This window comes from Mesorhizobium sp. M2E.F.Ca.ET.209.01.1.1 (genome assembly GCF_004010375.2).
GTDB lineage: Bacteria > Pseudomonadota > Alphaproteobacteria > Rhizobiales > Rhizobiaceae > Mesorhizobium.
Window position 1 is genome coordinate 40,455 of the sequence record NZ_SADP02000030.1, and the last position, 26,531, is coordinate 66,985.

Below are 26,531 nucleotides of genomic sequence, written 5' to 3' on the forward strand. Positions count from 1 at the left end.
TCTCCCCCCTTGCGGGGGAGATGTCCGGCAGGACAGAGGGGGGTGTGAAGGATCGCGACGCTGGAGTTAATCTCCTTGGGGTAATCGCAGCTGCATTTGCCTCGCTTCTCCCCACCCCCGCCTTCGCCCACGCCTCCGACCGCGGCCACGTCCTGCTGCTGCCAACCGGCTACTACATCGCCGGCGGCGCGCTTGCCGTGGCCGCCAGCTTCCTCGTTCTGGCGCTGCTGCCACCCGCCGCGCTCGACAATTTCTGGCGCAAGCGCCTGTCGCTCTTCACCCTCGGTGACCGCCCACGCACCATCCTCAGCCTGATTTCCTTTGCCGGCTTCATACTTCTCGTCGCCGCCGGCTTTCTCGGCAGCCGCGACCCGCTCTCCAACCCGCTGCCGCTGGTGATCTGGACACTGCTCTGGGCCGGCTTCACTCTGCTGCAGGGCGTGCTCGGTGATATCTGGTCGTGGCTCAATCCGTGGTACGGACCGTGGCGTGTCGCCTCTCGCGTCTTCGGCCTCGATGCCGGTGCGGCAAAGCCACGCCTGCCCAACTGGCTCGGCTATTGGCCGGCCGTCATCCTGGTCCTCGCCTTCGCCTGGTTCGAGCTGATCGATCCCGCGCCTGACGATCCGGCCCGTCTCGCCTTTGCCGCCGGTCTCTACTGGCTGGCGAGCTTTGTCGCCATGCTTGTCGTCGGCTACGACGCCTGGAGCAAGCGCGGCGAATTCCTGACGGTTTTCTTCTCGATGGTCGCCCGCTTCGCGCCTGTCGAGCGCCTTGAAGGCCGGCTCTCGCTCTGCTGGCCCGGGGCGAAGCTGCTCGCCGCCGAGCCGCTGCCGCAGAGCGGCATGGCCTTCCTGTTGCTGGCGCTGTCGTCGGTGTCCTTCGACGGCTTGTCGAAGACCTTCTTCTGGCTCGGCCTGTTCGGCGTCAATCCGCTGGAATATCCCGGCCGCACCGCGCTGATCGGCATCGGCAGCCTTGGCTTGGCACTGACCTTTATCTTGCTCGCGGCGGTATTCGGTTTGACCGTCTTTCTTGGCCAGCGTCTCGCCGGCGATAAACATTCCTTCGGCGATGCGGCCGGCCTGCTGGTCTGGTCGATCGTGCCGATCGCGCTTGCCTACCACATCGCGCATTACCTCACCGTGCTTCTGGTCGATGGCCAATATGCGCTGGTGGCACTCTCCGATCCCTTCGCACTAGGCTGGAACCTGTTCGGCACCGCCAATAGGATGGTCGAAGCGGGGGTCGTCGCCGGCGCCAAGTCGGCCTGGTGGCTGTGGAACCTGCAGGCCGGCGTCATCATCGCCGGCCATGTGCTGGCCGTGCTCGTCGCGCATGGCCTTGCCTGGCGGCTCCATCGGCGGCCATCGCGCGCAGCGCTCAGTCAATTGCCCCTCACCTTGCTGATGATCGCCTACACGATCTTCGGCCTTTGGCTGCTTGCCACGCCGACCGCCGGATGACACAAGAACGTACCAACAATGCCGTCGGGTAAAGCTCGCTTGCCAGGCCAAAGCTTTGGTGATTTAGTTTGTACACATGCAATTTTTCCGTCCTTCGGAACGGGATGGATTAGCCGCCTTATCGCTGGTCAAGACTGAAAAAACAGGGGAACGGACATGGCTGACAAGAACGGATTTTTCGACCTCTCCAAAACGACGCTGTCGCGCCGCACCGCGCTGAAGGGCATGGCCGCCGGTGCCGGCCTTGCGCTGGCGCCCGGCTTCGTGCGCTACAGCCAGGCGCAGAGCTCGGCGCCGATCAGAATAGGTTTCCAGTCGCACCGCACCGGCATCGGCGCCGCCTATGGCCGCTGGTACGAGAAGACGAGCGCTGCCGCCGTCAAGGCGATCAACGACGCCGGCGGCATCGGCGGCCGCAAGGTCGAATTGGTGATCGAGGATGACGGCACCGACCCGGCGCGCGGCGCCGAAGTGGTCAACAAATTCGCCAAGCAGCACAAGACCGACATCGTCTTCGGCACCTTGTTCTCGCATGTGGTGATCGGCTCGGCGCCCGCGGCGGGCGAGAACAAGATCCCCTATTTCGTGGTGAGCGAAGGCCATCACGTCGCGTCGACCAAGCTCAACCGCTACGTCTTCCAGCCCGGCATTACCGACGTGAAGAGCCAGATCCAGTCCATGGCGCCGTGGATCGCGGCGAATGCCGGCAAGAAGGTGACGCAGATCTTCCCCGACTTCGCCTTCGGCTACGACCACCGCGACTACCTGCCGCCGGCGCTGAAGGCGCAAGGCGCCGACGTGATCGCCCAGATCGCCATCCCACCGACGGAATCGTCCTTCACCAAATACTTCCCGCAGATCCCGGCCGAGACGGAAGTGATCTATCACGTCATGGTCGGCCCGGCCGTGCTCACCTTCGTCAAGGAGCTCGGCGAGTTCTACGGCTCGAACCGGCCGCAGCTCTTCGGCTTCATGGATTCGCTCGAGGCTACCGACATCAACAGCCCCGGCCTCGAATTCCTCGACGGCAGCCATTTCTGGGAGGGTTCGCCGCGCTACGCGCAGGCTGACGACTCCGCCGCGCAAAAAGCCTACCGCGCCGCCGTCGGCATCGACGACAATGGCGCCGCGGTCGGCGATCCCAAGGACGTCTCCACCGCATCGCATATGTTCGGCTGCTGGGAAACGCTCTATGTCGTCAAGAAGGCGATGGAGGACGCCGGCTACAAGGGACCCGAAGACCGCGCCAAGCTGGTCGAGGCGACCGAGGCGCTGAAGGAATTCGCCGAAGGGCCGGAACATCCGCAGGGTCCGAAGACCTTCAACGGCAAGATCCACCAGTGTTTCGGCATCCAGAACATCTCCAAGGTCGAAGGCGGCAAGCTCAAGGTCGTCCACAAGACCAAGATCGAGGACGGCCTCTACGAGCCGGAAGGGGATTACACGACACAGGCGCTGTAGGCGCCTTACCCTCCCCCTTTGTGGGGAGGGTCGGCGAACTGGCTTCGCATTTCGCGAAGCCAGTGAGACGGGGAGGGGGCTGCGATGGCCCTTGCCCCACCCCCCACCCGACCGCTACGCGGTCACCCTCCCCACGAGGGGGAGGGTAAGGGCGCCCAGATGCACTTCGGACCCCACCTTCTCCTCGCCGCCCTCGAAGGCCTGGTCACCTCCGCCGTGCTTGCGCTGACGGCGCTTGGCCTGTCGCTGGTCTTCGGCGTCATGCGCATCGTCAATGTCGCCCATGGCGAATTCTTCATGCTGGGCGCGGTGCTCGCCTGGGCGATCTCGACGGCTATTTCCGGCCACCCGGCCATCGGCTTTGTGGCAGCGCTTGTGATCGCGCCCTTGCTGGTCGGGCTGGTCGCGTTCCTCGCCGAGTGGCTGGTGCTGCGCCGTCTGAACTACAACCCCGAAAGCACCATCGTCGCCACCATCGGCATGCTCTACATCATCCAGCAGCTGGCGCTGACTTTCTACGGCCCTGAGGCGCGCCCCGTCGAGCCGCCCTTCAGCTACCGCATCCTTCTGCCCTGGTTCGGCTATTCCGGCTACAAGCTGTCGGTGGTCGCCGCTTCCGCCGTGCTGCTCGTGATCACCTGGCTGGTGCTGACCCGCACCAAGATCGGCCTGATCATGCGCGCCACCCAATATGACCGTGAGACGGCGCAGGCCTTCGGCATCCCGGTCGAGGGCGTCTATGCCGGGGTCTTCGCCGTCGGCGCCATGCTGGCCGCGATCGCCGCGGTGCTGATCGTGCCGATCAGCCAGGCGCATTACCTGATGGGGCAGGACCCGCTGCTTCTGTCTTTCATCGTCGTCATCATCGGCGGTCTCGGTTCGCTGCGCGGCACCGTTGTCGCCGCCATCCTGATCGGGCTCTCCGACGGCATCATCTCGATGTTCTTCTCGCCGACCTTGGCCAAGATCATCGCCACGCTGGTCGTCGCCATGGTGCTGGTGTTCCGCCCGCAAGGCCTGTTCGGAACCGCGCCGCGATGAGGGATGCGTCGCCGGCAAAGACCTACGCGCTGCATATCGGCGTCATCGCGCTTCTGTTCGCGCTGAACTTCGTCCTGCCGGATTACCATCAGGGCCTGTTTGCCCGCATCATGGCGCTGGCGGTCTTCGCCATGGGCTACAACCTGCTCTTCGGCTATGTCGGCCTGCTCAGCCTCGGCCACGCCATGTTCTTCTCGGCCGGCCTCTACGGCGCGGGCCTGACCGTCTATCACCTCGGCTGGGGTATGCCGGAAGCCTTCGTCGCCGGTGTCGCCTGCGGCGCGCTGCTCGCTCTGGTCATCGGCCTGCTGGCGCTGCGCACCTCGGGCGTGGCGTTCATGATCGTCACCATGATGTTCGCCCAGGTCTTCTACCTGCTGATCCTCTATTTCGCCGCCTGGACCGGCGGCGACCAAGGCCTCGTCATCCAGCAGGCGTCGCGGGTGGTTTCGATCGGCGGCGCATCCTTCGACTTGACCGATCCGACCGTGCGCTACATGAGCGCGCTGGCGCTGTTCGCGATCGTGCTGTTCGTCACCTTGGCCGTCGTCCGCTCCCGCTTCGGGCGCGTGCTGGCCGCCATTCGCGAGAACGAGGAACGGGCAAAAATGCTGGGCTACGACACGGTCGCCAACAAGCTTGCCGCCGTCGTCGCCTCCGGCGCCATCTGCGCGGCCTCCGGTGCGGCCTATGCCTTGCTGTTCGGCTATGTCGGCTCGAATTTCGCGTCGATCCAATATTCGATCCTGCCGCTGCTCTGGGTGCTGCTCGGCGGCGCTGCTACCACGCTCGGGCCGCTCATCGGCACGCTGTTCATGTATTATGTCACCGACATCACCAGCGGCTTCACCTCCGCCTATCTCTTGATTGTCGGCGTGGCGCTCATCCTGCTCGTCCTGTTTGCCCCAAAGGGCATTATGGGCAGCATCCGTGAGCGCTGGCTGCGGTGGCTGCCATGATGCCGCTGCTCACCACCAAGGGCTTGTCGCGCCAGTTCGGTGGCCTGCGCGCCGTCGACGGCGTTGATTTCGCGCTGATGCCGGGCGAGATCCGCGCCGTCATCGGCCCGAACGGCGCCGGCAAGACGACTTTCGTCAGCCTGCTCAGCGGCCGCATCCGGCCATCATCAGGTGTCGTTGTCTTCGACGGCGTCGACATCACCGCCATGCCGGCCTACCAGCGGGTCAGGCTCGGCGTCGCCTACACCTTCCAGATCACCAGCGTCTTTGCCAACCTCACGGTCTTCGACAATGTCGCGCTGCCGGTGCAACGCACGCTGACGGACGGCCGCACCAAGGGGCAGGTCAGGACCGGCGTCATGGCCGCGCTGGAGCGCACCGGTCTTGCCGACCGCGCCGGCACGCTGGCCGCGCATCTTTCCTACGGCCACCAGCGTCTGCTCGAAGTGGCGATGGGCCTGGCGCTGAAGCCGCGCCTGCTGATCCTCGATGAGCCGACACAGGGCCTGGCCGACAGCGAGATCGACAATTTCATCGCGCTGGTGCGCGGGATCGCCAAGGACGCGACGGTTCTTCTGATCGAGCACAACATGCCGGTCGTCATGCAGCTTGCCGACCGCATCACCGTCTTCAATTCGGGGAAGATCCTCGCCGAAGGCACGCCGGGTGAGATTCGCGCCAATACGCAAGTCCAGGACGCCTATCTCGGAGCGACCCATGGCTGACTCCGTTGGAACCAGTGGCGGATTGCTCGCCATTGCCGGCCTCGACTGCTACTATGGCGAAGTGCAGGTGCTCTACGGTCTCGACCTCGTCCTCAACAAGGGCGAGGTGCTGTGCCTGTTCGGCCGCAATGGCGCCGGCAAGACGACGACGCTGAAGGCGATCATGGGCCTGGTGCCGGCAGCAAGCGGCTCGATCAAATTGGATGGCAAGGAACTGACCGGGCTCGCCGCGCATGACGTGCCGAAGGCCGGCGTCGCCTATGTGCCGCAGGGCAGACGCCTGTTCGCCGACATGACGGTGGCGGAAAACATCGAGATCGGCCTGATGGCACGCGGCAAGGGCAAGCAAACGCGCGAAAACGTCCTTGACCTTTTCCCGTTGCTCAGGGAGCGGCTGAAGCAGCGCTCCGGCACGCTCTCCGGCGGCGAGCAGCAGATGCTGGCCATGGCGCGCGCGCTCTGCCTCGAACCGCAGGTGCTCTTGCTCGATGAGCCGACCGAAGGCCTTATGCCGTCGATGATCGCGAAAATCCGCGAGACCGTGGCCAAGCTGCGTGAGCTCGGCGTCTCGACCATCCTGGTCGAGCAGCGTGTCGACGCCGTGCTCTCGGTCGCCGACCGCGTCTCGTTCATCGAGAACGGCCGCAACCGCGAGACGGTCGATGTCGAGGCCTTGCGCGCCGACCCGTCAGCGGTGCGAAGATATGTGGGAGTGGGCTGAGCGGGATTCTAAGCGTCCAGCGCGCCGACAGCTTTTCCGCGCGTAAATGCCAGGCCGGCCAGTGCGAGATCACCGACCGCCATGCCGCGGAAAGCGAATGCCGTTCGCTCGCTTGCGCTCTGACGAGCCGGCACATCGCCGTTGACCAAACCCGTCAGGTCGCCCGCGACGAGCTCGGGCTTCACCATCGGCTTGCTCATCTGCGCCTCTTGCGCCAGGTCGTCTATGACGATCCTGTCGAAGACAGCCATGCTTTTGGGCAGCCACGGAAGAGCCAGATCGGTTATGGTCGCGAAGGCTCCGGCCTTCAGCCAATGCGCATCTAAAAAAGGAACGGGCTCGGGTATCAAAGTGACCGTGGTCACCACGATGTCGGCGGGCTCGACCGCCGCTCCGGCGGTATCGCTCGCCACGGCAGTCAGACCACGCGTCTCGGCCATCCGACACAAGGCGTCCCGATTGACCGTGCCTCGGCCGAAGGCTCGGATCTCCCGCAGTGGAAAAAGATCGGCCAGGACTTCGAGGTGACCGCGCGCCTGAACACCGCATCCGATGAACGCGACACAGGCCGAGTCGGCTCGAGCCAGACGCCTGGCTGCCACGGCGCTGAGGCCGGCCGTGCGCTTTGCCGTCACCCAATTGCCGTCGACCGCCGCAAGCGGCAATCCCGTTTCGGCGTCGAGAAGAGTGATCAGCGAGTTCAGGGTTGGAAGTCCCCGCTCGGCGTTGCGGGGATTGACCACCAGCGACTTGGTCGCCAGCACCCGAGGCTCGGTCGCGACACCGAGGGTCGCCATGATGTAGCGGTTGTCGCCGGGCAGAACCACCGCCTTCGGCGCGCACCATACATCGCCCCGCCTCTGGCCGACGATCTGCCGCTCGATTTCGTCGACCATGTCGGACGTGGAAATCGTCAGGCTGTCCAGGAATTCGCCTGACAGATAGGGCAGGCTCCCGGCTTGGATGGTCATTGTCGCCCCAACAAGCTTCGATACGCATTCCTCGGTTCAGCGTTCGATCGTTCCCGCCTCTTCCACTCATAGCAGAAATTGCCGGCCAGGCCTACGCAAGCGCCATCGCCTCCGTGCCGAGGCTGACCGCTCCCGGCTCACCCGAAAAACAGAAAACCAGCAATCAAAAAAGTCGGGATCAGCACCAGGCCCGACCATGCCATGTAGCCGAAGAAGCCCGGCATCTTGAAGCCGCGATGCCTGGCGATGGCAAAGACCATGAAGTTGGGCGCGTTGCCGATATAGGTGTTGGCGCCCATGAACACGGCGCCGGCGGAGATCGCCGCAAGCGTCGAGGCGGCCTCCGTCATCAGGTGCCTGGCGTCGCCGCCGGCAAGCTCGAAGAACACCAGATAGGTCGGTGCGTTGTCGAGGAAGGATGACAGCGCTCCGGTCAGCCAGAAATAGGCGAGATCATCGGGCTGGCCGTCGGTCGAGGTGACCAGCGCCACCAGCGGTGCCAGCGCGCCGTCGTGGCCGGCCCGCAGGATGGCGATGACAGGCACGATGCAGATGAAGATGCCGGCAAACAACTTCGCCACTTCGGCGATCGGTCCCCAGGTGAAGCCGTTGGCTTGCCTGTGGCTCTTGTACGAGACTTTCAGGGACAGGAAGGCCAGCGCCAGGATGATGGCGTCGCGCACCAGGTTCTGCAGTTCGAGGCCGACACCCAGCACGGAAACCCCAATGCCCGGTCTCCAGCTCGCCGAAAGCAGGATCGCGCCGATCACGCCGGCGAGCAGCGGCAGGTTGGCCATGCCGCGCAGGCGCACCTTTGTATCGGGTGTCGGATCCTTGATCTTGGGCATGCCGGCCTCACGGCGGTGCAGGATGATGTCGATCGCGAGAAAGACAGCCAGCACCAGGCCGCCGACAAAAAGCGTGTCCGGCAGGATGTGGATCGTCGTCCAGAAGAAATCGACGCCGCGCAGGAAGCCGACGAACAAAGGCGGGTCGCCCAGCGGCGTCAGCGAGCCGCCGATGTTGGACACCAGGAAGATGAAGAAGATCACCACATGGGCGTTGAACGGCCGGTTGTCGTTGGCGCGCAGCATCGGCCGGATCAGGATCATCGAGGCGCCGGTCGTGCCGATGACCGAGGCAAGCAGCGCGCCGATCAAAAGCAGGCCGACATTGACGAGTGGGGTGCCGTGGATGTTGCCGGCAAGCAGGATGCCGCCGGAGATGGTGTAGAGCGCGAACAGCAGGATGATGAAGGACATGTATTCGGTGAGCAGCGTGTGCAGCACCGCCTCGCCTGCCGTCGGAATGCCGAAGGCGGCGGCCAGCGGGACAACCGCCAGCGCCGCCCAGCCGGCAGCGATCTTGCCGTAATGATGTTCCCACACGCGATGAAAGAGCAGCGGTCCGGTCGCGATCGACAGCAGCAGGCCGGCAAAGGGCAGCGCCCACCACAGCGACATGGCGGCGCCGGGCAGTTCGTGCATTTCGGCGGCCAGTGCTTGTGCTGGGAATAGTAGCGCGATGGCTAGTGCGGCAAATGCGAGACGCCCCCTCATCCGGCCGCTTCGCGGCCACCTTCTCCCCGGTGGGGAGAAGAGGCTGGCGCCAGCGCCGGCGACCTCTCCCCTCGGGGAGAGGTCGGATTGCCCCGAATTGCTCTTCGCAATTCGGTTGGCAATCCGGGTGAGGGGGACCTTCCCCACAGTCCGATCAATCCGCCGAATGGTCTTCGAGCGTCACGCCGGCATCCCGCATCCGCGTCAGCATCGCCTCGACCGAGCCGTTGAGGTCGATGCCGCGGCAGGCGTCGAGCCTAACCGTCGTCCTGAAACCCTGCTTCACCGCGTCGAGCGCCGAGAAGGCCACGCAGAAATCGGTGGCGAGCCCGACCAGCGTGATCGTGTCGATGCCGCGTTCCTTCAGGTAGCCGGCAAGGCCGGTTTGCGTGGTGTGGTCATTCTCGAAGAAGGCCGAATAGGAGTCGATCGCGGTGCGGAATCCCTTGCGGATCACCAGCTCCGCCTTGGTCCAGGCGAGCCCGGAATGGAAATCGGAACCGAGGCTGCCCTGGATGCAATGGTCCGGCCACAGCGTCTGCGGCCCATAAGGCATCTCGATGGTTTCAAACGGCTGTTTGCCCGGATGGCTGGAGGCAAAGCTCGAATGTCCGGCCGGGTGCCAGTCCTGCGTCAGGATCACATGGTCGGTCCGCCGGATCAGGTCGTTGACCAGCGGCACGATCTCGTCGCCGCCGGCCACCGCCAGCGCGCCGCCGGGGCAAAAATCGTTCTGCAGGTCGATGACGATCAGCGCTTCGTCGGCCATGCGGTTCCCTCTCGTTTGGGCCCCTGGTATCGGCTTGAGGCTCCAGTCCAAAAGGCCGCTGACGCGACCGGACACGGAACCTTGACCAGATGGCCGGCGCCGTCAACCTCCAAGGCCATAACAAATGCGTTCAGCCTGCCGTACCGCCGCGGCGGCACGAACTCTTGCTTTGACAATTCCAGTGCGCCTGATATCATTTGCATACGAATGAATTTGACCGGTGTGAAACCGGCAGAAAGCCCGAAGCCAGGTGCTTTGGGAGGGCCAAGTGGGAATGGTCCGTTTCTGGGAAGGTTCTGGAAGGCAGAGCGTGATCCGTTACGCGAAACCCACCACGGTCGACGAGGCGCTCGCTTTGCTTGGCGAGGATCGGTGGCGCGTTCTCGCCGGCGGCACGGATTTTTACCCCGCCCAGGGCGCGAAACCTTTTCGCGACAACATCCTCGACATCAACGGTCTTGCCATGTTGCGCGGCATCGAAGAGACGGACGAGTATTGGCGGATCGGCGCCCGCACCACCTGGACCGATATTGTCCGTCACCCGCTCCCGCCCGCCTTCGATGCGCTGAAATCGGCCGCACGCGAGGTGGGTTCCGTACAGATCCAGAATGTCGGCTCGGTCGCCGGCAATCTCTGCAACGCCTCGCCCGCCGCCGACGGCGTGCCCGCCCTATTGACGCTCGACGCCGATGTCGAATTGCGCTCGGCGAAAGCCACCCGTCATCTGCCGCTCTGCGAGTTCATCCTCGGCAATCGCCGAACGGCATTGCAGCCGGGCGAGATGGTCACCGCCATCCGCGTGCCGAAGCGCTCCGCCGCCGGCACCTCGGCCTTCGTCAAGCTCGGCGCGCGGCGCTATCTCGTCATCTCGATCGCCATGGCCGCGGCGCGGCTCGTGGTCGAGGACGGTGTGATCGCCGAAGCGGCGGTCGCTGTCGGCTCCTGCTCGGCGGTTGCCCGCCGTCTTGCCGGCGTTGAGACAGCCCTGCGCGGGCGTCCGATCGATGAGGCGCTTGCCGACGCGGTGCTGTCGGCGCCGTTCGATGAATTGTCGCCGATCGCCGATGTGCGCGGCAGCGCCGAGTACCGGCAGGACGCGGCGCGCGAGATCGTCGTCCGCGCCGTGCGCTCTGCAACTGGCCTCGACCAAGGCAAGGTGGCCGCATGAACATGGCCCAATCCGGCATGACCCAGTCCGGCATGGAACGCGCCGACATTGCCTTCGAGGTCAACGGCGCGGCCGTCAGCGTCTCGGTTCCGCCGGTCCGGCGGCTGTCGCAGGTTCTGCGCGACGAGTTGCGGCTCACCGGCACCAAGGTCGGCTGCGATGCCGGCGATTGCGGCGCCTGCACGGTGCTGGTCGACGGCAATCCGGTCTGCGCCTGTCTTGTGCCGGCGGCGTCCGTCACCGGCGCTTCCGTGACCACCGTCGAAGGCCTTGCCAATGGCAGGCTTTCGGCCCTGCAGGCCTCCTTCCTCGAACATGGCGCCGCGCAATGCGGCATCTGCACGCCCGGCCTGCTGGTCGCGGCCACCGCGCTTTTGGAGCGCAACCCGACACCAAGCGAGGCCGAGACGCAGGATGCGCTGGGCGGCGCGCTCTGCCGCTGCACCGGCTACAGGAAAATCGTCGCGGCGGTGATGGGCGCCTCGCGGCAAATGAACGGCATAGACCTTCGCCTGCCGGAAGTGGGCCACGCGGTCGGGGCTTCGCCGATCCGGCTCGACGGCGTGCCGAAGGTCGATGGCACCGAGAAATTCGGCGGCGATTCCTTCCCGGCTGACGCCTTGTCGGTGCTGGTGGTCCGCTCGCCGCATTATCATGCCGGCTTCAGCTTCGGCGATCTTGAGGCCTGGACAAGCGCGCATCCCGGAATTGTCGGCGTCTTCACCGCCGCCGACATTCCCGGCAGGAATTGCTTCGGCGTCATCGGTCCCTTTGCCGACCAGCCGGCGCTGGCCGAAGGCTTTGTCCGCCTGCGCGGCGAGGCGGTGGCGCTGGTGGCGGGCGAGCGCGAGGCGATCCTCGATCTCGACCTGACGGATTTTCCGATCGCCTGGACCGAGCTGCCGCATATGCTGCAGCCCGGCGAGGCGAAGGCTGAAGGTGCCGAGCTGATCCACAGCCACCGCCCGGCGAACCTGCTCACCTCCGGCTATGTCGAACGCGGCGATCCCGACGGCGCGCTCGCGGGTGCCGCGGTCACGGTGTCGGGCGCCGTCGAAACCTCCTTTGTCGAGCATGCCTATATCGAGCCGGAAGCCGGCTACGCCTATATGGACGGCGACACGCTGGTCGTCGTCGCCTGCACCCAGGCGCCCTATATGGATCGCGACGACACCGCCAAGGTGCTCGGCCTTCCCGTCGACAAGGTCCGCATCGTGCCGACCGCCACCGGCGGCGGCTTCGGCTCGAAGCTTGATGTCTCACTGCAGCCGCTCATTGGCCTTGTGGCGATGAAGACGGGCCGCCCAGCAGCGCTCGCCTACACGCGCAATGAATCGATGATGTCGACCACCAAGCGCCATCCGGCCGAGATGAAGGCGACCATCGGCGCCGATGCCGAAGGCCGCATCACCGGCATGGTCTTCGAGGGCGACTTCAACACCGGCGCCTATGCCAGCTGGGGGCCGACGGTGGCCAATCGCGTGCCGGTGCACGCCTCCGGCCCCTATGCCACGCCGAACTACCGTGCCACCGGATACGCCATCCACACCAACGGCCCGATCGCTGGCGCCTTCCGCGGCTTCGGCGTGCCGCAGGCCACCATCATGCAGGAGACGCTCTATGACGAGCTCGCCGGCAAGCTCGGCATCGACCGGCTCGATTTCCGGCTGAAGAACTGCCTGCGCGACGGCTGCGAGACGGTCACCGGGCAGCGGCTGGAATCGGGCGTCGGTATCGGCGAATGCCTGGAGCAGCTTCAGCCGCATTGGGCGCGAGCGCTGGCCGAAGCGGAAGTCTTCAACGCGACGCATGCGGCAAGCAAGCGCGGCGTCGGGGTGGCGTCCTGCTGGTATGGCTGTGGCAACACCTCGCTGCCCAATCCCTCGACAATCAAGGTGGGCATCTCGCAAACCGGCGATGTCGTGCTGCACCAGGGCGCCGTCGATATCGGCCAAGGCTCCAACACCGTCATCACTCAGATTTGCGCTGATGCGCTTGGCCTGCCGCTGGAAAAATTCCGGCTGAAGAGCGCCGACACCGCCATCACCCCCGACGCCGGCAAAACATCCGCCTCTCGGCAGACATTCGTCACCGGCAAGGCGGCGGAGAAGGCAGGTCGCGCCTTGCGCGAAAAAATCTTGCGCTTCGCCAATGTCTCGGGGGAAGCGACGATCGCGCTCGACGGCGCGAACCTGTCCATCCGCGAGGGCGATGCTGCGCGGCGCATCGATTTGTCCGAGCTGGAAGCCAATGCCGACGGCGTCGTCTTTGTCGCCGAGGAAACCTACGACCCGCCAACGCTGCCGCTTGACGCCAAGGGGCAGGGCAAACCCTACGCCGTCTATGGTTACGGCGCGCAGATCGCCGAACTCGAGGTCGACCTCAAGCTCGGCACCGTCAAGCTGATCAAGATCACCGCAGCGCACGACGTCGGCAAGGCGATCAACCCGGTGCTGGTCGAAGGCCAGATCGAGGGCGGCATCGCGCAGGGCATCGGCATGGCGCTGATGGAGGAATACATCCCCGGCCGCACCGAGAATTTGCACGACTATCTCATCCCGACCATCGGCGATGTGCCGCCGGTCGAGCATATTCTGGTCGAGGTTCCGGATCCGGAAGGACCCTTCGGCGCCAAGGGCCTCGGCGAGCATGTGCTGATCCCCACCGCGCCGGCGATCCTCAACGCCATACGCCACGCCACTGGCGTCCTTGTCACCAAGGTGCCGGCGACGCCGAGCCGCATCCTGGCGGCGATCCGTGAGAAGGAGGCGCGCCGATGAGCGAGCTTGCCGAACGTTTCGAAACCCATGATCCCGGCGAGAAGCAGGTGGCGGAAAAGATCCGCTGCGATGCCTGCCCGGTCATGTGCTACATCGCCGACGGCCGCACCGGCGCCTGCGACCGCTACGGCAATGTCGGCGGCCGCATCGTGCGCATGGACCCGCTGACCATCCTCGACCACGCGGCCGAGACCGGCGGCGCGGTGGTGCCTTTCATCGCCGAGGGCGAGGCCTGGAATGGCGAGCTGGTCAACACCGGCCGCCGCTTCGTGACAGCAATAGGCGCCGGGACCACCTATCCAGACTACAAGCCGGCGCCCTTCATCGTCAGCCAGGAGGTCGAGGGCGTCGATCTCGTCACCGTCGTCACCGAAGGGATATTCTCCTACTGCGGCGTCAAGGTGAAGATCGACACCGACCGCCATATCGGCGACGAGACGGCAATCGTGCGCTCGCAAGGCGAGGCGATCGGCCATGTGACGACCGGCGAATACGGCTCGCAGATGTTGTCGCTCGGCGGCGTCCATCACTTGACCGGCGGCTCCAAGCAGGAAGGCCGCGCCACCTGCGACGCGCTGCTCAACCTCTGCAATCGCAAGCCGGTCGAGCTCGCCATCGACGGCGGCGCGACGGTCATGGTCGAAGCCGGCAAACCGCCGGTGATCGACGGCAAGGTCGAGCACCGCATGCGCGTCGGCTGCGGCTCGGCCACCATCGGCATGTTCGCCACGCAATGGCGCGGTCTCGTCGACGAAGTCGTTGTGGTCGACGATCACATCACCGGCGTCGTCTCGGAGCACCAGGCCGGCAAGGTGCTGGGCTGGGAGGATACCGGCATAAAGATCATCGGCCGACGTTCGACGCCCGGCCGCTACTTCAAGGTGTCGGAGCCCGGCCTCGGCTGGGGCGGCACGACGATCTCCGATCCGTTGTCGATCCTCGGCGACTGGAACGCCAAGAAGGGCGCGCGCCCCGGCCTGTCGCTGCTGATGGTGTCGACCACCGGCGAGCAGTTCGCCTACTACGAACTGGACGACGAGTTGAAGCCGGTCCAAAAACCGTTTCCGGAGCGGCTCCAGAAGTCCGTCGGCCTGATCGAGGACAATTGCGAGCCGGCGCTGTGCACCGTTCTCTTCATCGGCGGCGCCGGCGGCTCGCTGCGCGCCGGCGTCACCGAAAACCCGGTCAACCTCACGCGCTCGGTTCAAGGCCTGAGGACCTATGTCACCGTCGGTGGCGCGCCGGTCTATGTCTGGCCGGGCGGCGGCATCACGCTGATGGTCGACGTGACCCGCGTGCCGGAAGGCGCCTTCGGCTATGTGCCGACGCCGGCTCTGGTCGCGCCGATCGAGTTCACCATGCGCCGCGACGACTATGTCCGGCTCGGCGGCTACGAGAACGAGATCCGCAGCGTCGAGGACATCCTCGCCAAGGGTGGGGAATATCTCAACCCGCGCAGCAGTACCGGCGCCCCTCGCAACAATCCCTGGCCGCCGCTGGCGCAGTTGCGGCGCGCAGCGGCGAATGGTGCCGGGTGATGAACGGCCCGCAGGCGCATTGGCTGGCCGATGGCCGGCGGCTCCATCTCAACCATGGGCCGATCGACCTCATCGTCGAGGCCTTCGGCTCTGACGACGAGCGTCGCGCCGCTTACGAGCAGGTGGTCGCGCGCTTCCAGACGATCCTGATCGAGCTGGTCGAGGAGCTTCCGGAATTGCGCCTCCCTGCATTCTTCCTGGCGCCGCGTGATTTCGCCGGCCCGACGGCGCGCCGCATGGAAGCAGCCGTCATGCCCTTGGCCGAATGCTTCATCACACCGATGGCTGCCGTCGCCGGGTCGGTAGCCGACGAAATTCTTGGCGCGATGCTCTCCGGCCGCCGACTCGACCGCGCTTACGTCAACAATGGCGGCGATTGCGCCATCTATCTCGGCAGGGACCAGTCGATGACGGTGGCGATTGCCGGCACCGGCAATGGCATGGCCGATCGCGTCGGCATCCGCGCCGAGGATGGCGTGCGCGGTGTTGCCACCAGCGGCTGGCGCGGCCGGTCGTTTTCTCTGGGCATCGCCGATGCCGTCACCGTTCTCGCTCCGACCGGCGCCGAGGCCGATGCGGCGGCAACGCTGATTGCCAACGCGGTCGACCTGCCCGGCCACCCTGCTATCGCGCGCGCTCCGGCGCGCGACCTGGCGCCCGACAGCGATCTCGGGGAGCAACTGGTGACGCAGAGTGTCGGCGCGCTTTCGACGGGCGAAGTTGCCCGGGCGCTGGACAAGGGCCTCGCCGTCGCCGAAGATTTTCGCCGGCGCGGCCTGGTTGCCGCCTCGGCGCTGTTTCTGGCGGGCGAAGCCCGCATCAGTGGTTCAGTGGCGCTCGCCGCGCCCAACAAGCATCAACCGAAGGAAACTGCCCATGCCTGACTTTCCGATCCGCAAGGTCGCGGTCCTGACCGAGGAGATTTTCCATGACGGCGGACCCGTGGCGAAAGAACCGCGCCTGCGCGCGGCCGCGCTCGCCGTGGTCAAGAACCCCTTTGCCGGCCGCTATGTCGAGGACCTGCAGAGCGCGATGGAAGATCTGAAGCCGCTTGGTCTTCTGCTTTCCGACAGGCTGATCGCGGCGCTTGGCGGCGACGTGAAGAAGATCGACGGCTACGGCAAGGGTGCCATCGTCGGCTCCGCCGGCGAGCTGGAGCACGGCGCGCTGTGGCATGTGCCGGGCGGCTATGCCATGCGCGAGCGCCTTGGCGACGCCAAGGCCATCGTGCCGTCGGCTAAGAAGGTCGGCGCTTTCGGCTCAAGGCTCGACGTGCCGCTCGGCCACATCAACGCCGCCTATGTGCGCAGCCATTTCGACGCCATGGAGGTCGGCATCAGCGACGGTCCGCGTCCCGACGAGATCCTGTTCTGCCTTGCCATGACCTGCGGCCCGCGCGTCCACAACCGTATGGGCGGCCTGGCGGCCGAGGATATCAAGGCATGGGACGGCCTCAGATGAGCGGCGAGGACAATCTGCTGCGGCTGGTCGAGGCCGAGGAGGCCGACGAGAACAACTACCATCTGCAGGACCAGGTAGGCTTCATCCTGCGCAAGGCGCATCAGCGCCATGTCTCGATCTTCGCCTCGCATATCGCCGACCTGACGCCGCCGCAATTCGCAGCCTTGGCCAAGCTCTACGACATCGGCGAGACCTCGCAGAACCAGTTGGGAACGCTGATCGCCATGGACGCCGCCACCGTGAAGGGCGTTATCGACCGGCTGAAGGCACGCGGCCTTGTCGAGGTGTCCAAGCACGAGGTCGACAAGAGGCGCCTGCTGGTCAATCTGACGCCGGAAGGCCGCGAGGCGATCGAGCGTCTGATCCCACTCGCCCGCGCCATCACCGAGGAAACGCTGGCGCCGCTGACGGCGAAGGAGGCGGCGACCTTCTTGCGGCTGCTGGCGAAGCTGGCGTAGAAGGTTGGTTTCGGCAGGGTGGACACTTGCGACGCTGGAGGGACAGCACCCCTCTCTGGCCTGCCGGCCATCTCCCCCGCAAGGGGGGAGATTAGATGTCATCCCGGCCTTCGCTAATCTCCGGGGTTGAAGAAAGAGCGCCAAGGTGGAAGCTGCCAATCTCCCCCCTTGCGGGGGAGATGCCCGGCAGGGCAGAGGGGGGTTGGCGGGAACTCGACGTGGACTTGAACATATCGGCTCCACCTTCGGCCGATCATCAGTCGGCCGGCTACAAATCCACCCCGAACATCTCCTTGGCCTGCTCGGCCGTATAGTAACCCAGCCGGACATCCTCGGCGACCCGCTTCGGGTCCCGCTCACGCGGATCGCCATAGCCGCCGCCGCCCGGCGTGCCGACCCGCACGCGGTCGCCGGCCTTGAGCGCGATGTCCTGTTCCTTGGAAAGATGCGGCGGCACATGCGCTTCGCCGTTCCGGAAGACGGTCACGCTGTTCGGCGCGCCGTCCTTGCCGCCGAGCGCGCCCTGCGGGCCGAAGCGGCCGTGGTCCATGACGAAGGACGCGCGCGCCTCACCGCGCAATATCTCGACCTCATAGGCGAGCCCGAAGCCGCCGCGATGTTTGCCGGCGCCGCCGGAGCCTTCGCGCAACGCATAGTGGCGGTAGAGCACCGGAAAGGCCTGCTCCATGATCTCGACCGGCGGCGATTTCGAAATGCCGATGGTCGAGCAGCCGTTGCTCAAGCCGTCATGGCCGGCATTGCCGCCATAGCCGCCGCCGGAGATCTGGTACATGACATAGTCGCGCCCGCGCGCCGGATCGTTGCCGCCAAGCGCGAAATTGCCGCTGGAACCGGCGGGAGCGGCCGTCACCTTCTCGGGCAATGCCTGCACCATCGCCGCGAACACGGCTTCCGCGATGCGCTGCGACACTTCCGCCGCGCAACCCGACACGGGACGCGGATATTTCGCATCGAGGAAGGTGCCTTCCGGCCGCTTGACGTTCAGCGGCTCAAAGGCGCCGGCGCTGATCGGCACCTCCGGAAAAATATGCCGCATGGCGAGATAGACCGACGACAAGGTGGTCGCCAGCACGCTGTTCATCGGCCCGGCGCAGGGCTTTGACGAGCCGGCAAAGTCGAAGGTCAGCGTATCGCCCTTCTTCTCGACCGCGAGATTGATGGTCAGCGGCTCGTTTACCACCCCGTCGGAATCGACGAAGGCCTGCGAGCGGTAGACACCGTCCGGTATGACGGCGATCGAGGCGCGCATCTGCTCGGCGGCGCGGCGGCGCAGTTCGGCGATCGCTTCGACCACGGTTTCGTCGCCGTAACGATCCAGGATTTCATTGAGCCTGTCCTGACCGATCAAGAGAGCCGCCGCCTGCGCGCGAATGTCGCCGATGCGCTGGTCGGCGACGCGGATGTTCGAGCAGATGATGGCGTAGATCTCCGGATCGAGCACGCCCTTCTTGAACAGTTTCACCGGCGGCAGCCGCAGCCCTTCCTGCTCGACCGCGGTGGCCGAAGCCGAAAAGCCACCCGGCACCGAGCCGCCAATATCCGGCCAGTGACCGGTGTTGGACAGCCAGCAGAAGATCTTGCCGCCGCGATAGACCGGCATGACGAAGCGCACATCCATCAAATGCGTGCCGCCGAGATAGGGATCGTTGACGATGTAGATGTCGCCTGGTTCGGGAGCCAGGCAACGGCCGTCGGCGATCATCTCGATCACCGTCCTGGTCGAATATTGCATGACGCCGACGAACACCGGCAGGCCCTGGCTGCCTTGCGCGATCAGCGAGCCGTCGACGGCCGAATAGATGCCGTCCGAGCGGTCGTTGGCTTCCGCGATGACCGGCGAGAAGGCCGCGCGCGAGAAGGTCAGGTCCATCTCGTCGCAGACCTGCTGCAGGGCGGCCTGCAGCACCGAAAGCGTGATCGTGTCGAGCGTGCTCATCTCAGGCCTCGCCGATGTCGATGATGATGTTGCCGTCCGCGTCCGAGCGCGCCCGGTCGCCGGGCTCCAGCACCGTGGTGGCGTCCATCTGCTCCAGGATCGCCGGCCCCTCGATCACGGCGTCCAGCGGCAGCCTTTCGCGGGCATAGACCGGCGTGTCGTGCCAGGCGCCGTGATACCAAACCGGCCGGATCTCGCGCCGCGCCTCGTCGAGCGTCGCCGCGCGGCCCGCAGGGTCGATCAGTCGCGACAGGTCGATCTGCGGCCGTACGCCGGTGACCGAGGTGTTGAGGTTGACCAGGTTGGCGCGGATTTCCGGCAGCTCGACCTTGAAGCGCGCGAAATAGGCTTTCTCGAACAATTGCTGCAGCGTTTCTCGTGAAACCGAGGATGACGGCAGCGGCACGTTGATGATGTGGGTCTGGCCAACGAACTGCATGTCTGCGGAATGGGTCACGCGGATCGCGTCAGGCTTCACCGCTTCCTTGGCGATCAGCGCCTCGCCTTCGTTACGGTGCCGTTCCAATACCTCGTGAAGCGAAGCTTCATCGAGCAGCCTCACGGGCTGGTTGATCGTGTTGACGAAATCGTGCCGCAGATCGGCGACGACGCAGCCGAGCGCGTTGGTGATGCCGGGGCGCGCCGGCACCAGCACGCGCGGCAGGCCGAGCTCGCGGGCAAGCGCCGTCGCATGCAGCGGCCCGGCGCCGCCAAAGGCGAACAGCGCGAAATCGCGCGGGTCGTGGCCGCGCGAGACAGAAACCATGCGGATGGCGCCGGCCATCTTCATGTTGCCGAGCCTGAGCACAGCGCCCGCGGCCTCGACGCCGGAAAGGCCCGTCCTCTTGCCGATCTTGTCCTCGAAAATGCCGGTGACGCGTTCGACGGTGACCGGATTGTCGACCGCGAGCAGCTTCTTTGGCGCCAGGCGTCCCAGCACCAGATTGGCGTCGGTGATGGTCGGTTCCGCGCCGCCGCGCCCGTAGCAGATCGGGCCGGGATTGGCGCCGGCGCTTTCCGGGCCGATCTGGATCAGCTCGGCCGCGTCGACGCGCGCGATCGAGCCGCCGCCTGCGCCCACCGTGTGCACCGCCACCATCGGCACATGGATGGGCATCGCATATTCGATCTCGATCTCGTTGGAGACGGCGGGCTCGGCATTGCGGATCAATGCCACGTCAGTGGAGGTGCCGCCCATATCGTAGGTTACGAGGTTTCCGAAGCCGGCGCGCTTGCCCGTATAGGCGGCCGCGATCACGCCGGAAGCCGGGCCGGACATAACAGTCTTGGCCGATTCCAGCGTGACGAAACGGGCCGAGATCATGCCGCCATTGCCGTTCATGATCAGGAAGTCGCGGGCATAGCCCTTGGATGCCAGCTCCTTGCGCAGCCGTTCGACATAGCGCTCCAGGATCGGCTGCACCGAGGCGTTGACCGCCGCGGTCACCCCGCGCTCGAACTCGCGCGCTTCCGACAGCAGCGCATGCCCGGTGGTGATGTGGCCGTTCGGCCAGATCTCCGCCGCGATCTCGGCGGCGCGCCGCTCATGCGAGGGGTTGGCGTAGGAATGCAGGAAGTGGATCACGAGCGACTCGCAGCCTGCATCGAGCAGCTTTTTCACCGCTTCGCGCATCTCGGCCTCGTCGAGTTGAATGCGCACCGCGCCGGAGGCCTCGACCCGCTCCGACACTTCGAGCCGAAGGTCGCGCGGAATGACCGGCACGAAGGTTCCCGTCATGCCGTAGGCCTGCGGCCGCGTGCGCCGGCCAAGCTCGATCACGTCGCGAAAGCCGCGCGTGGTGATCATGCCGGTCTTGGCCAGGCGGCGCTCCAGCACGGCATTGGTGGTGGTCGTCGTGCCGTGCACGATGAGGTCGATGCCATCGATCGGAAAGCCGGTCGCGCCGAGCGCCGAAACCACGCCAAAGGCCTGATTTTCCACCGTGGTCGGCGTCTTGGCGATGTGCACCTTGCCACCCGCCTTGCCGTCGATCAGGAGCAGATCGGTGAAGGTTCCGCCCACATCGATGCCGGCTACAACACTTCCCGCCGACGCGGAAAATTTCTCATCCATTGTCGAAACCCGAAATGCCAGAACTACGGATATGCCTTGGTTTGGAAAGGCGTTTTACGTCACCATCTTGACGGCGAGATCATTTGTATACTAATAAATTCCGGACACAAGAGCTTACCGCTTGGCAGTGTGCAGAAGGCACGCCGGAACCTGATCGTTCGGGCGAGCAGGAGAAAGTTTGGCGCCAGCGCGTTCCGTCTGGGCCGGAAAGTTGGGTTTGATGAACACGACATCCGCGTTGAACATCGCCGGCTCGAAGCCGCTGCAGTTCCCGATCCCGGCCAATGTCTATGCCGAGACCGTGGTGTCGGTGAAGCATTACACCGACCGGCTGTTCTCCTTCCGCATCACCCGGCCGCAGTCGCTGCGCTTCCGCTCGGGCGAGTTCGTCATGATCGGCCTGCCCAATGCCGAAAAGCCGATCTTCCGCGCCTATTCGGTCGCCAGCCCCGCCTGGGACGACGAGCTCGAATTCTTCTCGATCAAGGTTCCGGACGGCCCGCTCACCTCCGAGCTGCAGAAGATCCAGGTCGGCGACACCGTCATCATGCGCCAGAAGGCGACCGGCACGCTGGTGCTCGACGCGCTGACGCCCGCCAAGCGCGTGTTCATGATCTCGACCGGCACCGGCATCGCGCCTTTCGCCAGCCTGCTGCGCGATCCCGACACCTATGAGAAGTTCGATCAGGTGATCCTCACCCACACCTGCCGCGACATTGCCGAGCTCACTTACGGCCAGGAACTGGTGGCGGCGCTCGAAAGCGATCCTCTGATCGGCGAACTGACCGCCGGCCGCGTCACGCTCTACAATTCGACGACCCGCGAGGAATCGGCGCGCATGGGCCGCATCACCGCGCTGATAGGCTCCGGAAAATTCTATTCCGACCTCGGCATCGACAAGCTCAACCCCGAGACCGACCGCATCATGATCTGCGGCTCGATGCACATGCTGAAGGACGTCAAGGAGCTCGCCGAAAGCCTCGGCTTCCAGGAAGGTTCCTTGAGCCATCCGGCCAGCTTCGTCGTCGAGCGCGCCTTCGTCGGCTGAGGCGCGCCGCAGTCCGCCAGCTCTGTTGCAGGCCCCTGAGATTAGCGACGACATTCGAGCCTCGTCATTCCAGGGCGGAGCAAGGAGCGGAGCGACGCGCGCAGGCCCTGGAATCCATGCCGTTACCCTAAGGCGTTGCGGCGGTTACAGAATTCTGCGCCGTTGCGCTCTGCGGCTGAGGTCACGGCATGGATACTCGGGTCAAGCCCGAGTATGACGAAGGGATGGGCGTTTCGGCCAATCTCCAACGCCGGGAGCGCCTACTCAGGATGATGTTTTGACCATGCGGTCAAAAATCTGCTGCCTCGGCGGCCTTTTTCCGCTATGAGCCTTTGAAAGACTCGTGAAGCATCGCTTCGCGGGCTATCTTCGTGTTTGTCGCCCAACGATGCGCATGAAGATATGAAGCGCAACCGCGCCGAAACGAAAGGGCAGGAGATGAGCAGCACGATCCGCGAGGCAGGCGCTGGCGCGCCCAAAATCATGCCGCTGCCGGCGCGCGCCGCCGCCAACACGCCGCTGCCGCTGGAACATGGCATCGCCCGCAACCCCGGCATGAAGCTCGATCTCGGCTTTCTGGAATCGGTGCGCAGCGTCAACCGCTCGGCGCTGGAGCGCCGCGTCGCGACGCTGACCAAGCGGCGCTCGATCAAGGCCGACAACCAGGCCGCATGGCTCTTGCGCGCCATCGCCTGCATGGACCTTACGACGCTGAATTCCAACGACACCGACGAGCGCGTGCGCCGGCTCTGCGCCAAGGCGATCAATCCGCTCCGCCGCGACATCGTCGAGGGCCTCGGCATCTCGGGCGAAACCATCCGTCCGGCGGCGGTCTGCGTCTACCATCCCTTCGTCGCCACGGCGGTCGATGCCCTGCGCGGCACGGGCATCCATGTCGCCGCAGTCTCCACCGCCTTCCCGCATGGACTCGCGCCGCTGTCGACCCGCCTGCAGGAGATCGAGGCCTCGGTGAAGGACGGCGCCGACGAGATCGACGTCGTCATTCCGCGCGGACTGGTCTACGGTGCCAAATGGCGCGAGTTGTTCAACGAGATCGTCGCCATGCGCGCGGCCTGCGGCGATGCGCATCTGAAAGTCATTCTCGGAACCGGCGACCTCGCCACTTTGCGCAATGTCATGCTCGCCTCCATGGTGGCGATGATGGCGGGCGCCGATTTCATCAAGACCTCGACCGGCAAGGAGAGTGTCAACGCCACGCTCCCCGTCGGCCTTGCCATGGTGCGCGCCATCCGCGCTTATTTCGAGGAGACCGGCTATCTGATCGGCTTCAAGCCGGCAGGTGGCATCTCGACAGCCAAGGTGTCGCTCGACTGGCTGGTGCTGATGAAGGAAGAGCTCGGACGGCCCTGGCTCGAACCGGAGCTGTTCCGTTTCGGCGCGTCCAGCCTGCTCACCGACATCGAACGCCAGCTTGAACATCATCTGACCGGTCACTATTCGGCCAACCATCGCCACGCGATGGCGTAGGGCGAGTGAAGGCCTTGAACGCCGAGTTCCTTCGCGCCCCCCTCTGTCCTGCCGGACATCTCCCCCCACAAGGGGGGAGATCAGCTTGCGCCTTTTTCCGCTCCAGTCCTGCAACGCTGGCGATTGGCGAAATCGCCGATGACGGCCAATCTCCCCCCAAGTGGGGGGAGATGTCCGGCAGGACAGAGGGGGGCGCCGTAGAGCACCTACTTATCCAGAAATCTCCTCCGGAAGGAGCACCCCATGAACATCCTCGAACGCTATCACGCCATGGAATACGGCCCGGCACCGGAAGCCCGCAACGAGGCGGATGCCTGGTTGGCCTCGCGCGATTTCTCCAAGGCGTTGTTCATCGACGGCGCCTGGAAGGCAGCGGCCAACGGCAAGACTTTCGAGACCAGCGAACCCTCCTCCGGCAAGCTTCTGGCCAAGATCTCGGATGCCGGCGCCGCCGACATCGATGCCGCGGTTGCCGCCGCCGCCAAGGCACTGCCGAAATGGTCGGCTTCCTCCGGCTACGCCCGCGCCAAAGTGCTCTACGCCATCGGCCGCGCCATGCAGCGCCACCAGCGCCTGTTCGCGGTGCTGGAATCGATCGACAACGGCAAGCCGATCCGCGAAAGCCGCGACATCGACGTGCCGCTGGCGATCCGCCATCTCATCCATCATGCCGGCTGGGCGCAGACGCTCGAGAAGGATTTTCCCGACCACAAGCCGGTCGGCGTCGTGGGCCAGGTCATCCCGTGGAATTTTCCGCTGCTGATGCTGGCCTGGAAGATCGCGCCGGCTCTGGCCGCCGGCTGCACGGTGGTGCTGAAGCCGGCCGAATTCACCCCGCTCACCGCCATACTGTTCGCCGAGATCTGCGAACGCGCCGGCGTGCCGAAAGGCGTCGTCAACATCGTCCAGGGCGGGCCCGAGGCTGGCGCGGCCATCGTCAATCATCCCGGTGTGCAGAAGATCGCCTTCACCGGCTCGTCGGAAGTCGGCAAGATCATCCGCAAGGCGACGGCCGGATCCGGCAAGAAGCTGTCGCTGGAGCTCGGCGGCAAGTCGGCCTTCATCGTCTTCGAGGATGCCGACCTCGACAGCGCCGTCGAAGGCCTGGTCGATGGCATCTGGTTCAACCAGGGCCAGGTCTGCTGCGCGGGCTCGCGCCTCCTGGTGCAGGAAGGCGTCGCCGAGGCCTTCATCGCCAAGGTCAAGGTCAGGATGAGCCGGCTGCGCGTCGGCAGCCCGCTCGACAAGAACACCGATATCGGCCCGCTGGTCGACCGCAGCCAGCTCGACCGCGTCAAGGGCCTGATCGCGGAAGGCGCCAAGCAAGGCGCCGTCTGCTGGCAGCCGGACGCCGCTTTGCCGTCCTCCGGCTTCTATCACCTGCCAACGCTGGCGACCTCCGTTTCGCCGGCTAACATTCTCGCGCAGGAAGAAGTGTTCGGCCCGGTTCTGGCGACGATGACGTTCCGCAACACCGAGGAAGCGATCGAGCTTGCCAACAACACGCGCTACGGCCTTGCAGCCTCGGTGTGGAGCGAGAACGTCAACCTTGCTCTGCATGTCGCCCCGCAGCTGAAGGCCGGCGTGGTGTGGGTCAACGGCACCAACATGTTCGACGCCGCCTGCGGCTTTGGCGGCTATCGCGAAAGCGGCTTTGGTCGTGAAGGCGGCCGTGAGGGCATGTTCGAATATCTGGCGGCAAGGCTCCCCGTTGGCCCGGCCATCAAGCCGGCTGCGGCCGGCTCGGCCCAGCCGGTCGAGCAGGCCGACGGCACGGCGATCGACCGCACGGCAAAATTGTTCATCGGCGGCAAGCAGGCACGGCCGGACGGCAACTATTCACTCCCCGTCGCTACCGCCAAGGGCAAGCTGGCCGGCGAAGTCGGCCTCGGCAACCGCAAGGACATCCGCGACGCCGTCGCCGCGGCCCGCGCCTGCAAGGCCTGGCCGGATGCGACCGCCTACAACCGCAGCCAGGTGCTGTATTACTTTGCCGAGAACCTGTCGGGCCGCGCCGATGAGTTCGCCGCGCGCCTTATCCAACTGACCGGCGTCGGCGCCAAGGCCGCGCGCGAGGAGGTCGAGCAGTCGATCGAGCGGCTGTTCCTCTATGCCGGCCTCGCCGACAAGTTTGAGGGTCGTGTTCACCAGCCGCCGGCCCGCGTCGTGACATTGGCGCTGCATGAGCCCGTCGGCGTCGTCGGCATCGTCGCGCCGGACAACCAGCCGCTGCTCAACTTCATTTCGCTTGTCGCGCCGGCGCTCGCCATGGGCAACACCGTGGTCGCGGTTCCGTCGGAGCGGCATCCGCTTTTGGCCACCGACCTCTACCAGGTGATCGAATATTCCGACTTGCCTGCCGGCGCGATCAACATCGTCACCGGCCGCAGCGCCGAGCTTGCCGGCGTGCTGGCCAAGCATGACGATGTCGACGGGCTCTGGCTGTTCGCCGATGCCGACACCTGCGCCAAGGCGGAGGCAGACTCCATCGGCAACCTCAAGCGGGTCTGGACCGGCAATGGCCGCACGCTCGATTGGGGGTCAGGCGAGGCCGCCGGCGATGCGTTCCTGCGCCGCGCCATCGAGGTCAAGAACGTCTGGGTGCCCTACGGCGACTGATTGCTTCCAAAGGGCGGTGTGCCTGAATGGTCCAGGCTGGTGAGACTTGTTGCCCGGTTGTCGTACAAGTCCTTGCGCTACGGCAGGCTATATGCATTAACAGGCTGCGGAAAAACTCTTTCGTCTGGGGCCAGTCCGTGATTCGATTCCGCCGGAGAGATTGGAGGATGAGATGCGCGGTGGAGATGATGGGACGGAAGGGCTTTTTTCCTATGTGAGCTGCGAGGCTCGGGTTCCATCGGATCATCCGCTTCGAGCCATCCGGGCA

The 26,531-nt window shown here is 65.4% G+C and carries 20 protein-coding genes; 15 read left to right on the plus strand and 5 right to left on the minus strand.

Translation table 11 applies throughout. From position 1 onward, the window contains the following. The first annotated feature begins 20 nt into the window (after window positions 1-20). The 6 genes from EN852_RS32090 (at window position 21) to EN852_RS32115 (ending at window position 6,373) form a co-directional block, all read left to right on the plus strand. Window positions 21-1,466, plus strand: coding sequence for a hypothetical protein (locus EN852_RS32090; RefSeq protein ID WP_127879905.1), 1,446 nt, complete (start codon window positions 21-23; stop codon window positions 1,464-1,466). Between the two features lie 156 nt (window positions 1,467-1,622). Further along, window positions 1,623-2,927, plus strand: a complete 1,305-nt coding sequence (locus EN852_RS32095) for an ABC transporter substrate-binding protein (protein ID WP_127879906.1) — start codon at window positions 1,623-1,625, stop codon at window positions 2,925-2,927. Window positions 2,928-3,086: 159 nt separating this feature from the next. Further along, a complete protein-coding gene (locus EN852_RS32100) occupies window positions 3,087-3,968 on the plus strand; it encodes a branched-chain amino acid ABC transporter permease (protein WP_127879907.1) in 882 nt (293 codons plus the stop codon). Beyond that, window positions 3,965-4,927, plus strand: coding sequence for a branched-chain amino acid ABC transporter permease (locus EN852_RS32105; RefSeq protein ID WP_127879908.1), 963 nt, complete (start codon window positions 3,965-3,967; stop codon window positions 4,925-4,927). Before EN852_RS32100 ends, EN852_RS32105 begins: the two co-directional genes overlap by 4 nt. After that, window positions 4,924-5,652: an ABC transporter ATP-binding protein gene (locus tag EN852_RS32110; RefSeq protein WP_127879909.1), complete on the plus strand. Its 729-nt coding sequence runs from the start codon at window positions 4,924-4,926 to the stop codon at window positions 5,650-5,652. Before EN852_RS32105 ends, EN852_RS32110 begins: the two co-directional genes overlap by 4 nt. Then, on the plus strand, window positions 5,645-6,373 hold the full coding sequence (locus EN852_RS32115) for an ABC transporter ATP-binding protein (protein WP_127879910.1): 729 nt from the start codon (window positions 5,645-5,647) through the stop codon (window positions 6,371-6,373). The genes EN852_RS32110 and EN852_RS32115 overlap by 8 nt, the downstream gene beginning before the upstream one ends. 8 nt (window positions 6,374-6,381) lie before the next feature. Here the strand turns inward: EN852_RS32115 and EN852_RS32120 are convergent, their stop codons facing one another. The 3 genes from EN852_RS32120 to pncA form a co-directional block, all read right to left on the minus strand. Continuing rightward, window positions 6,382-7,344 carry an ornithine cyclodeaminase family protein gene (locus EN852_RS32120; RefSeq protein WP_127879911.1) on the minus strand — a complete coding sequence of 321 codons (963 nt, stop codon included), beginning with the start codon at window positions 7,342-7,344 and terminating at the stop codon, window positions 6,382-6,384. A gap of 137 nt (window positions 7,345-7,481) precedes the next feature. Next, entirely contained in the window at window positions 7,482-8,903 is a 1,422-nt protein-coding gene (locus EN852_RS32125; RefSeq protein ID WP_127879912.1) for a sodium:proton antiporter, read from the minus strand. Window positions 8,904-9,057: 154 nt separating this feature from the next. Further along, the gene (gene pncA / locus EN852_RS32130) at window positions 9,058-9,672 is read right to left on the minus strand and encodes a bifunctional nicotinamidase/pyrazinamidase (protein ID WP_127879913.1); all 615 of its coding nucleotides are present in this window, start codon (window positions 9,670-9,672) and stop codon (window positions 9,058-9,060) included. Window positions 9,673-9,982: 310 nt separating this feature from the next. Between pncA and EN852_RS32135 the strand changes: the two genes are divergently transcribed. The 6 genes from EN852_RS32135 to EN852_RS32160 are packed head-to-tail and all read left to right on the plus strand — an operon-like array spanning window position 9,983 to window position 17,077. Beyond that, window positions 9,983-10,840: a xanthine dehydrogenase family protein subunit M gene (locus tag EN852_RS32135; RefSeq protein WP_127879914.1), complete on the plus strand. Its 858-nt coding sequence runs from the start codon at window positions 9,983-9,985 to the stop codon at window positions 10,838-10,840. Then, a complete protein-coding gene (locus EN852_RS32140) occupies window positions 10,837-13,620 on the plus strand; it encodes a molybdopterin-dependent oxidoreductase (RefSeq protein WP_127879915.1) in 2,784 nt (927 codons plus the stop codon). Before EN852_RS32135 ends, EN852_RS32140 begins: the two co-directional genes overlap by 4 nt. Next, on the plus strand, window positions 13,617-15,158 hold the full coding sequence (locus tag EN852_RS32145; protein ID WP_127879916.1) for a 6-hydroxynicotinate reductase: 1,542 nt from the start codon (window positions 13,617-13,619) through the stop codon (window positions 15,156-15,158). The genes EN852_RS32140 and EN852_RS32145 overlap by 4 nt, the downstream gene beginning before the upstream one ends. Next, window positions 15,158-16,042, plus strand: coding sequence for a UPF0280 family protein (locus tag EN852_RS32150; RefSeq protein ID WP_127879917.1), 885 nt, complete (start codon window positions 15,158-15,160; stop codon window positions 16,040-16,042). The genes EN852_RS32145 and EN852_RS32150 overlap by 1 nt, the downstream gene beginning before the upstream one ends. Beyond that, a complete protein-coding gene (locus EN852_RS32155) occupies window positions 16,035-16,619 on the plus strand; it encodes an amino acid synthesis family protein (RefSeq protein ID WP_127879918.1) in 585 nt (194 codons plus the stop codon). Before EN852_RS32150 ends, EN852_RS32155 begins: the two co-directional genes overlap by 8 nt. Next, the gene (locus EN852_RS32160) at window positions 16,616-17,077 is read left to right on the plus strand and encodes a MarR family transcriptional regulator (RefSeq protein ID WP_127878477.1); all 462 of its coding nucleotides are present in this window, start codon (window positions 16,616-16,618) and stop codon (window positions 17,075-17,077) included. Before EN852_RS32155 ends, EN852_RS32160 begins: the two co-directional genes overlap by 4 nt. A gap of 268 nt (window positions 17,078-17,345) precedes the next feature. Here EN852_RS32160 and EN852_RS32165 read toward each other — a convergent pair whose 3' ends face one another. Further along, complete coding sequence (locus EN852_RS32165) at window positions 17,346-19,034, minus strand: hydantoinase B/oxoprolinase family protein (RefSeq protein WP_127879919.1); 1,689 nt, start codon at window positions 19,032-19,034, stop codon at window positions 17,346-17,348. A 1-nt stretch (window position 19,035) separates the two neighbouring features. Next, window positions 19,036-21,108, minus strand: coding sequence for a hydantoinase/oxoprolinase family protein (locus tag EN852_RS32170; protein WP_127879920.1), 2,073 nt, complete (start codon window positions 21,106-21,108; stop codon window positions 19,036-19,038). Window positions 21,109-21,328: 220 nt separating this feature from the next. Between EN852_RS32170 and EN852_RS32175 the strand changes: the two genes are divergently transcribed. The 3 genes from EN852_RS32175 to EN852_RS32190 all read left to right on the plus strand — a co-directional run bounded on the left by EN852_RS32175 (window position 21,329) and on the right by EN852_RS32190 (window position 26,263). Next, on the plus strand, window positions 21,329-22,156 hold the full coding sequence (locus EN852_RS32175) for a ferredoxin--NADP reductase (protein WP_127878483.1): 828 nt from the start codon (window positions 21,329-21,331) through the stop codon (window positions 22,154-22,156). Between the two features lie 438 nt (window positions 22,157-22,594). Further along, the gene (gene deoC, locus EN852_RS32180) at window positions 22,595-23,644 is read left to right on the plus strand and encodes a deoxyribose-phosphate aldolase (protein WP_127879921.1); all 1,050 of its coding nucleotides are present in this window, start codon (window positions 22,595-22,597) and stop codon (window positions 23,642-23,644) included. Between the two features lie 243 nt (window positions 23,645-23,887). Continuing rightward, entirely contained in the window at window positions 23,888-26,263 is a 2,376-nt protein-coding gene (locus tag EN852_RS32190; RefSeq protein ID WP_127879922.1) for an aldehyde dehydrogenase family protein, read from the plus strand. Window positions 26,264-26,531 lie beyond the last annotated feature (268 nt).

Bases quoted from the DNA above. Each gene is read 5' to 3' on its own strand.
- EN852_RS32090 (WP_127879905.1), top strand. From the start codon at position 21: ATGTCCGGCAGGACAGAGGGGGGTGTGAAGGATCGCGACGCTGGAGTT.
- EN852_RS32095 (WP_127879906.1), top strand. From the start codon at position 1,623: ATGGCTGACAAGAACGGATTTTTCGACCTCTCCAAAACGACGCTGTCG.
- EN852_RS32100 (WP_127879907.1), top strand. From the start codon at position 3,087: ATGCACTTCGGACCCCACCTTCTCCTCGCCGCCCTCGAAGGCCTGGTC.
- EN852_RS32105 (WP_127879908.1), top strand. From the start codon at position 3,965: ATGAGGGATGCGTCGCCGGCAAAGACCTACGCGCTGCATATCGGCGTC.
- EN852_RS32110 (WP_127879909.1), top strand. From the start codon at position 4,924: ATGATGCCGCTGCTCACCACCAAGGGCTTGTCGCGCCAGTTCGGTGGC.
- EN852_RS32115 (WP_127879910.1), top strand. From the start codon at position 5,645: ATGGCTGACTCCGTTGGAACCAGTGGCGGATTGCTCGCCATTGCCGGC.
- EN852_RS32120 (WP_127879911.1), bottom strand. From the start codon at position 7,344: ATGACCATCCAAGCCGGGAGCCTGCCCTATCTGTCAGGCGAATTCCTG.
- EN852_RS32125 (WP_127879912.1), bottom strand. From the start codon at position 8,903: ATGAGGGGGCGTCTCGCATTTGCCGCACTAGCCATCGCGCTACTATTC.
- pncA (WP_127879913.1), bottom strand. From the start codon at position 9,672: ATGGCCGACGAAGCGCTGATCGTCATCGACCTGCAGAACGATTTTTGC.
- EN852_RS32140 (WP_127879915.1), top strand. From the start codon at position 10,837: ATGAACATGGCCCAATCCGGCATGACCCAGTCCGGCATGGAACGCGCC.
- EN852_RS32145 (WP_127879916.1), top strand. From the start codon at position 13,617: ATGAGCGAGCTTGCCGAACGTTTCGAAACCCATGATCCCGGCGAGAAG.
- EN852_RS32150 (WP_127879917.1), top strand. From the start codon at position 15,158: ATGAACGGCCCGCAGGCGCATTGGCTGGCCGATGGCCGGCGGCTCCAT.
- EN852_RS32155 (WP_127879918.1), top strand. From the start codon at position 16,035: ATGCCTGACTTTCCGATCCGCAAGGTCGCGGTCCTGACCGAGGAGATT.
- EN852_RS32160 (WP_127878477.1), top strand. From the start codon at position 16,616: ATGAGCGGCGAGGACAATCTGCTGCGGCTGGTCGAGGCCGAGGAGGCC.
- EN852_RS32165 (WP_127879919.1), bottom strand. From the start codon at position 19,034: ATGAGCACGCTCGACACGATCACGCTTTCGGTGCTGCAGGCCGCCCTG.
- EN852_RS32170 (WP_127879920.1), bottom strand. From the start codon at position 21,108: ATGGATGAGAAATTTTCCGCGTCGGCGGGAAGTGTTGTAGCCGGCATC.
- EN852_RS32175 (WP_127878483.1), top strand. From the start codon at position 21,329: ATGAACACGACATCCGCGTTGAACATCGCCGGCTCGAAGCCGCTGCAG.
- deoC (WP_127879921.1), top strand. From the start codon at position 22,595: ATGAGCAGCACGATCCGCGAGGCAGGCGCTGGCGCGCCCAAAATCATG.
- EN852_RS32190 (WP_127879922.1), top strand. From the start codon at position 23,888: ATGAACATCCTCGAACGCTATCACGCCATGGAATACGGCCCGGCACCG.